This window comes from Arthrobacter sp. H20 (assembly GCF_000520515.1).
GTDB lineage: Bacteria > Actinomycetota > Actinomycetes > Actinomycetales > Micrococcaceae > Arthrobacter_D.
On the sequence record NZ_KI914732.1, the window covers coordinates 16870 to 23060 of the forward strand.

4 protein-coding genes, 1 pseudogene and 1 riboswitch are annotated in these 6191 nt (G+C 64.2%); all 5 genes and pseudogenes read left to right on the plus strand.

The window, feature by feature from the left end:
- A partial coding sequence (locus Y703_RS19210) for a phytoene desaturase family protein (RefSeq protein ID WP_035764582.1) occupies window positions 1-1175 on the plus strand: 1175 nt, incomplete at its 5' end.
- Window positions 1176-1272: 97 nt separating this feature from the next.
- A riboswitch (glycine riboswitch) is annotated at window positions 1273-1375 on the plus strand.
- Between the two features lie 159 nt (window positions 1376-1534).
- Complete coding sequence (gene gcvP / locus Y703_RS0110055; protein ID WP_026552597.1) at window positions 1535-4375, plus strand: aminomethyl-transferring glycine dehydrogenase; 2841 nt, start codon at window positions 1535-1537, stop codon at window positions 4373-4375.
- 67 nt (window positions 4376-4442) lie between these two features.
- Window positions 4443-5549, plus strand: a complete 1107-nt coding sequence (gene gcvT / locus Y703_RS0110060; RefSeq protein ID WP_026552598.1) for a glycine cleavage system aminomethyltransferase GcvT — start codon at window positions 4443-4445, stop codon at window positions 5547-5549.
- Between the two features lie 35 nt (window positions 5550-5584).
- Window positions 5585-5968 (plus strand): glycine cleavage system protein GcvH, encoded by a 384-nt coding sequence (gene gcvH / locus Y703_RS0110065; RefSeq protein ID WP_026552599.1) that lies wholly within the window; start codon window positions 5585-5587, stop codon window positions 5966-5968.
- A pseudogene (locus tag Y703_RS19215) lies at window positions 5965-6191 on the plus strand (serine hydroxymethyltransferase); the annotation flags it as partial. The gene gcvH and the pseudogene Y703_RS19215, both read left to right, overlap by 4 nt.

Below are 6191 nucleotides of genomic sequence, written 5' to 3' on the forward strand. Positions count from 1 at the left end.
CCGCCGTCGCGTTCCGTGACCTTCAGCGCACGATCGATGGCCTCGGCCCAGATGGCCCCGCCTATCGCCGACTCATGGAGCCGTTGGTGCGGAACATTGGGGGCACTCTCGATGTCGCGTTGAACCAGCTCCTGCGTATTCCCCGGCACCCGGTGGCGGCAGCCAGGTTCGGGCTGGCCGCGCTGGACCAGGGAACGCCGCTATGGAACCGGCGGTTCAGCACCGACGCAGCTGCAGCCCTGTTCACTGGCGTCGCCGCGCATCCGGTAGGTACTCTTCCGTCCTTGCCCTCGGCCGGAGCCGGACTGGCGCTGGGAGCGTTGGCCCATGCTGGCGGATGGCCTATCCCACTCGGCGGTTCGCAGTCGATCGTCAATGCCATGGTCGAGGACATCCGGGCGCACGGCGGCGAAATTGTTCCTGACCATACCGTTCGGTCACTGTCCGAGCTCAGCGGAGTGCCAGCAGTTCTCCTGGACGTGACGCCACCGTCGCTGCTTCGGCTCGCGGAGGGGCAGCTTCCGCGGACGTATGAACGGGCGCTTGAGCGTTTCCGGTTCGGCGACGGCGCCTGCAAGGTGGCCTTCATCCTCTCCGGGCCGGTGCCATGGAGCAATACCGAGGTGGCGCGTGCTGGAACTGTGCATCTGGGTGGCTCCCGCCCGGAAATTGCTGCGTCCGAAGCCCAGGTGGCCGCAGGAAAACACCCGGAAAGCCCTTATGTGCTGCTTTCCCAGCCGTCGCTGTTTGACCCTTCACGTGCGCCGGCCGGCAGCCACATCCTCTGGACCTACTGCCACGTGCCCAGCGGCTCCACCCGCGACATGGCCGGCGCTATCACCGCGCAGATCGAACGGTTTGCTCCCGGCTTCCGCGACGTCGTCGTGCGCTCCTTCACGACGACGGCGGCCGAGTTGGCGGCCTCCAACGCCAACTATGTTGGGGGAGACTTCGGGGGCGGAGCAGTCACGCTTGGCCAGCTGCTCGCTCGCCCGGTGCTCTCAACGGCCCCGTGGCGGACTCCGTTGGACGGGGTGTACCTGTGTTCAGCATCGACGCCGCCCGGTCCGGGCGTCCACGGCATGGGTGGGCTCCATGCGGCGCGGTTGGCCTTGAAGCAGGTCTTTGGGCTGGCGGTTCCGCCGCTTGGCGTGGGTGCGGCAAAAATGGGTTGACGTCCGGCCAGCCCGTCGAAACACAGCCGAGCAGTTTTTGGCGCTCACGCACACCGCCTAGTAAGCTAGATCACGATTCTTACAATTCAATAGCCCTTGATCTGCAGCGGGAGAGTACTTCCGTAGACACACACTCCGGCAGGCGCCGTAGGAGCAAATCCTCCCCAGGAATCTCTCAGGCCCAGTACCGCTGCGGCTAGGCAACTCTGGAAAGCAGGTGGGCACATCCAGGTCCTCCTCACCGACGGTGCAAGCAGGCATCTAGACCTGCGGAATCTCTCAGGTCCCATACAGAGCGGGGAGGAACTCACCACCATCCGGGCAGACGCCGCCGCCCGGACCTCATCAAGGGAGTTCCCATGACCGCTCAGCCCCTCACCGAATCGACCTTCGCCGACCGCCACATCGGGCCACGCTCAGCCGACGCAGCCCAGATGCTCACCACTCTCGGCTACCCGAGCCTCGACAAGCTGGTTGAAGTGGCGGTGCCCGCAAACATTCGCTCCAACGAGGCCCTTGATCTCCCTGCCGCGTTGAGCGAGTCACAGGTACTCGCCCAGTTGCGCGCGATCGCTGGCCGGAACACGACTGCCGTCCAGATGATCGGGCAGGGCTATTTCGACACCGTGACGCCACCGGTGATCCGCCGCAACGTCCTGGAAGCCCCCGCCTGGTACACCGCCTATACCCCGTACCAACCCGAAATTTCGCAGGGCCGCCTGGAGGCGCTCCTGAACTTCCAGACCATGGTGCAGGACCTCACAGCCCTTCCGATCGCCAACGCCTCCCTGCTTGACGAAGCTTCGGCGGTTGCTGAGGCAGCACTGCTGATGCGCCGGTCCGGCAAGAACAAGGGAAAGACAGTTCTCGACGCCGACTGCCTGCCCCAGACGATCGCCGTCGTCCGTGGCCGCGCTGAGGCGCTAGGGTTCGAGGTCGAGGTCGCCGACCTGGCCCAGGGCATGCCTGACGGCGACGTCAACGGTGTCATCCTCCAGCAGCCGGGCGCCTCGGGCGCCCTCCGCGATCACCGGTCGCTGATTGCTGCGGCGCACGACGGCGGCGCGCTCGTTACGGTGGCCGCCGACCTGTTGGCTCTCACCCTCATCACACCCCCGGGGGAGCAGGACGCTGACATCGCCGTCGGGTCAGCCCAGCGTTTCGGTGTCCCACTCTTCTTCGGTGGCCCCCACGCCGCGTACATGGCGGTGCGCAAAGGCCTTGAACGGATGCTTCCCGGTCGGCTGGTCGGGGTGTCCAAGGATGCCGACGGCGCCCCCGCCTACCGTCTGGCGCTCCAGACCCGCGAGCAGCACATCCGGCGCGAGAAGGCGACCTCGAACATCTGTACCGCACAGGCGCTCCTGGCCATCGTCGCCAGCATGTACGCGGTCTACCATGGGCCCGAGGGACTCAAGGCGATCGCCGAGCGGGTGCATGATCACGCCACGCGCCTGGCATCGACACTCGCCGACACGATAACTGTGGTCCACGCCGACTACTTCGACACATTGCTGCTCAACGTCCCCGGCAGGGCGCAGGAGTTCCTGACCAAGGCTGAGGTGGCAGGGATCAACCTTCGATTTGTCGATGAGGATCACCTCGGTGTCTCCTGCGACGAGACCACCACCGATGAACACCTCATCGCTCTCGCCGGTGTCTTCGGCGCCGACAAGGTGGCTGACCATGACACCGGGACTGCCGGCGTACCCGCCAATCTGCTCCGTACCTCGACCTACCTGACGCACCCAGTCTTCTCCAGTCACCGCTCAGAAACCCAGTTGCTGCGGTACCTGCGCCGGCTCTCCGACAAGGACCTGGCTCTGGATCGCACCATGATTCCGTTGGGTTCGTGCACCATGAAGCTCAACGCCACAGTAGAGATGGAGCCCATTTCCTGGCCGGAATTCGCCACCATCCACCCGTTCGCCCCGGCACACCAGACCGAGGGCTGGCGTTGGCTCATTAATGATCTTGAGGACAAACTCGCTGAGATCACCGGGTACGCCAAGGTTTCGATCCAGCCCAACGCTGGTTCACAGGGTGAATTGGCCGGGCTGCTAGCGATCCGCGGCTACCACCTGTCCCGTGGGGACCAGGATCGCAACGTCTGCCTGATCCCTTCCTCAGCCCACGGGACCAACGCGGCGTCAGCAGTCCTCGCAGGGATGAAGGTGGTGGTGGTCAAGACCGCTGACAACGGCAACATTGACCACGACGACCTCACCGCAAGGATCGCGCAGCACGCCGAGCAGCTCTCGGCCATCATGATCACCTACCCGTCCACTCACGGCGTGTTTGAAGAAGACGTCCGGTGGGTCTGCGGCGAGGTGCACGAGGCCGGCGGCCAAGTCTACATTGACGGTGCCAACCTTAACGCGCTGGTGGGACTCGCGAAGCCAGGCGAGTTCGGCGGCGACGTTTCGCACCTGAACCTGCACAAGACCTTCTGCATCCCCCATGGCGGTGGTGGCCCGGGCGTAGGCCCTGTCGCAGTGGCAGGGCATCTGGCACCATTCCTTCCCGGGGACGCTGCAGCGCCGGAACCAGGCTCCGCCGGGGTTCCCATCTCCGCCTCGCGGTACGGGTCAGCTGGTGTGCTGCCGATTTCCTGGGCCTACGTCGCCCTGATGGGCGCCGAAGGCCTCACCTCAGCCACAGGTCATGCACTGTTGGCCGCCAATTACGTTGCGGCGCGCCTCACCGAGCACTTCCCGTTGCTCTACTCCGGGGAGAAGGGTCTGGTGGCGCACGAGTGCATCCTTGACCTGCGGCCGTTGACCGCAGCGACAGGAGTGACCGCAGAGGACGTCGCCAAACGCCTCATCGACTACGGCTTCCACGCACCGACGCTCAGCTTCCCCGTGGCCGGCACCCTGATGGTTGAGCCCACCGAGTCCGAGGATATTGGCGAGCTGGACCGCTTCATTGAGGCTATGGTCGCCATCAAGGGCGAAATTGACCAGGTCAAGGCGGGCGAGTACACACTTGAGGAAAGTCCGCTCCGCCAGGCGCCGCACACCGCCTTCGCGCTCATCAGCGATACCTGGGAGCAGGCGTATCCCCGAGAACTTGCCGCCTACCCGCTGCGTTCCCTGAAGCACAACAAGTATTTCCCGCCGGTCCGCCGCATTGATGGCGCACACGGCGACCGCAACCTGGTGTGCTCCTGCCCGCCAATCGAGGACTTCGAAGACTGAAGCCCGTCACCCGACCGGCCGCCGGCCCGTCGGGACGATTTAGGATGCTCGACTGGAAGGATTACCCATGACCAAGCAGACAGCCCTCTACGCCCAGCATGAACTGCTCGGAGCAAGCTTTACCGACTTCGGTGGGTGGCAGATGCCCCTCAAGTACCGCAGTGAACTCGAAGAACACCACACTGTCCGGCGCGCTGCTGGACTCTTCGATCTCTCCCACATGGGCGAGGTCTGGGTCACCGGAGGGCAGGCAGCCGAATTCCTGAACTATGCGCTGGTAGGCAACCTGGCCGCTATCGCCGTCGGGAAAGCAAAGTATTCGCTGATCTGCTCCGAGGACGGCGGCGTCATCGATGACCTGATTGTTTATCGTCGTGCGGAGGACAGGTTCCTCGTGGTGCCCAACGCCAGCAACGCCGATACAGTCGCTGCCGCGCTGAAGGATCGGGCTGTCGATTTCACCGTGACTGTTGACGACGAGTCGGAGAACACCGCGCTGATCGCCGTCCAGGGGCCAGCCGCTGAAGCGATTCTGCTGGAGATCGCTGCAGAGTCATCCCGCCAACTCATCACTGACCTGCGCTACTACGCAGCCGTCGAGGTGGAACTTGCTGGGCTGCAGGTCCTTCTGGCCCGCACCGGATACACGGGCGAGGACGGCTTCGAACTGTTCATCAACAACGCACAGGCGGTGCACCTGTGGAAGGCAGTGGCGGAAGCAGGGGTCCAGCACAAGCTGGCGCCCTGCGGTCTCGCCTCCCGGGACTCGCTTCGTCTGGAGGCAGGCATGCCGCTCTACGGCAACGAACTGGGACTGGATACCAACCCATTCGAGGCGGGACTGGGCGGAATCGTGAGCCTGAAAAAGTCCGACAACTTTGTTGGACGGTCAGTACTGGAGCCCCTCAAGGAGGCCCGGCTTCAACGGAAGCTGGTCGGCTTGCAAGGCGCCGGCCGTCGATCGGCACGGGCAGGGTACGACGTCGTCGTCGACGGCTCAGTAGTTGGGACCGTGACGTCGGGCCTGCCCAGCCCCACCCTGGGTTACCCCGTAGCAATGGCTTATGTGGCCATCGAGCTCGCTGAGCCGGGCACTGAGGTGCACGTTGACCTTCGGGGGAAGCCGGAGCTCTTCACCGTAGTTTCCACCCCGTTCTACAGCCGCCAGAAATAGGCTAGCTTTACATACCCTGAAAGGCATATACCCACGTGAGCTTCATAAAGTCAGGACTCCGTTACTCAGCCGAACACGAGTGGATCGATGCCACAGCTGGCTCCCCCGCCACCGTCGGCGTGTCGGCCATCGCCGCTGATGCGCTGGGCGACGTCGTCTACGTCAGCCTTCCAGAGGTGGGCGCCGCAATCACGGCTGGTGAAAGCTGCGGCGAGATCGAGTCGACCAAATCTGTGTCAGACCTCTACGCCCCAGTGACCGGCGAGGTCACCGAGATCAACCAGAATGCCATCGACAATCCAGGTGTCCTGAACGAGGACCCGTACGGGGCTGGCTGGCTATTCAAGGTTGACGTCGCCAGCGAAGGCCCGCTCCTCTCCGCAGAGGAATATGCCCAGAAGAACGGTATCGACGCATGAGCGGTCTTCGTCAGATCGACACCATCGGGCACCTGAACGGCTCACTCGCCGAACTCGACCCCGAGGTGGCGGCCAGCATCGACGCCGAGCTCACCCGGCAACGGAACGGGCTGGAAATGATCGCCTCCGAGAACCACACCCCGGTTGCGGTCATGCAGGCCCAGGGTTCGGTGCTCACCAACAAGTACGCCGAAGGCTACCCGGGCCGCCGTTATTATGGCGG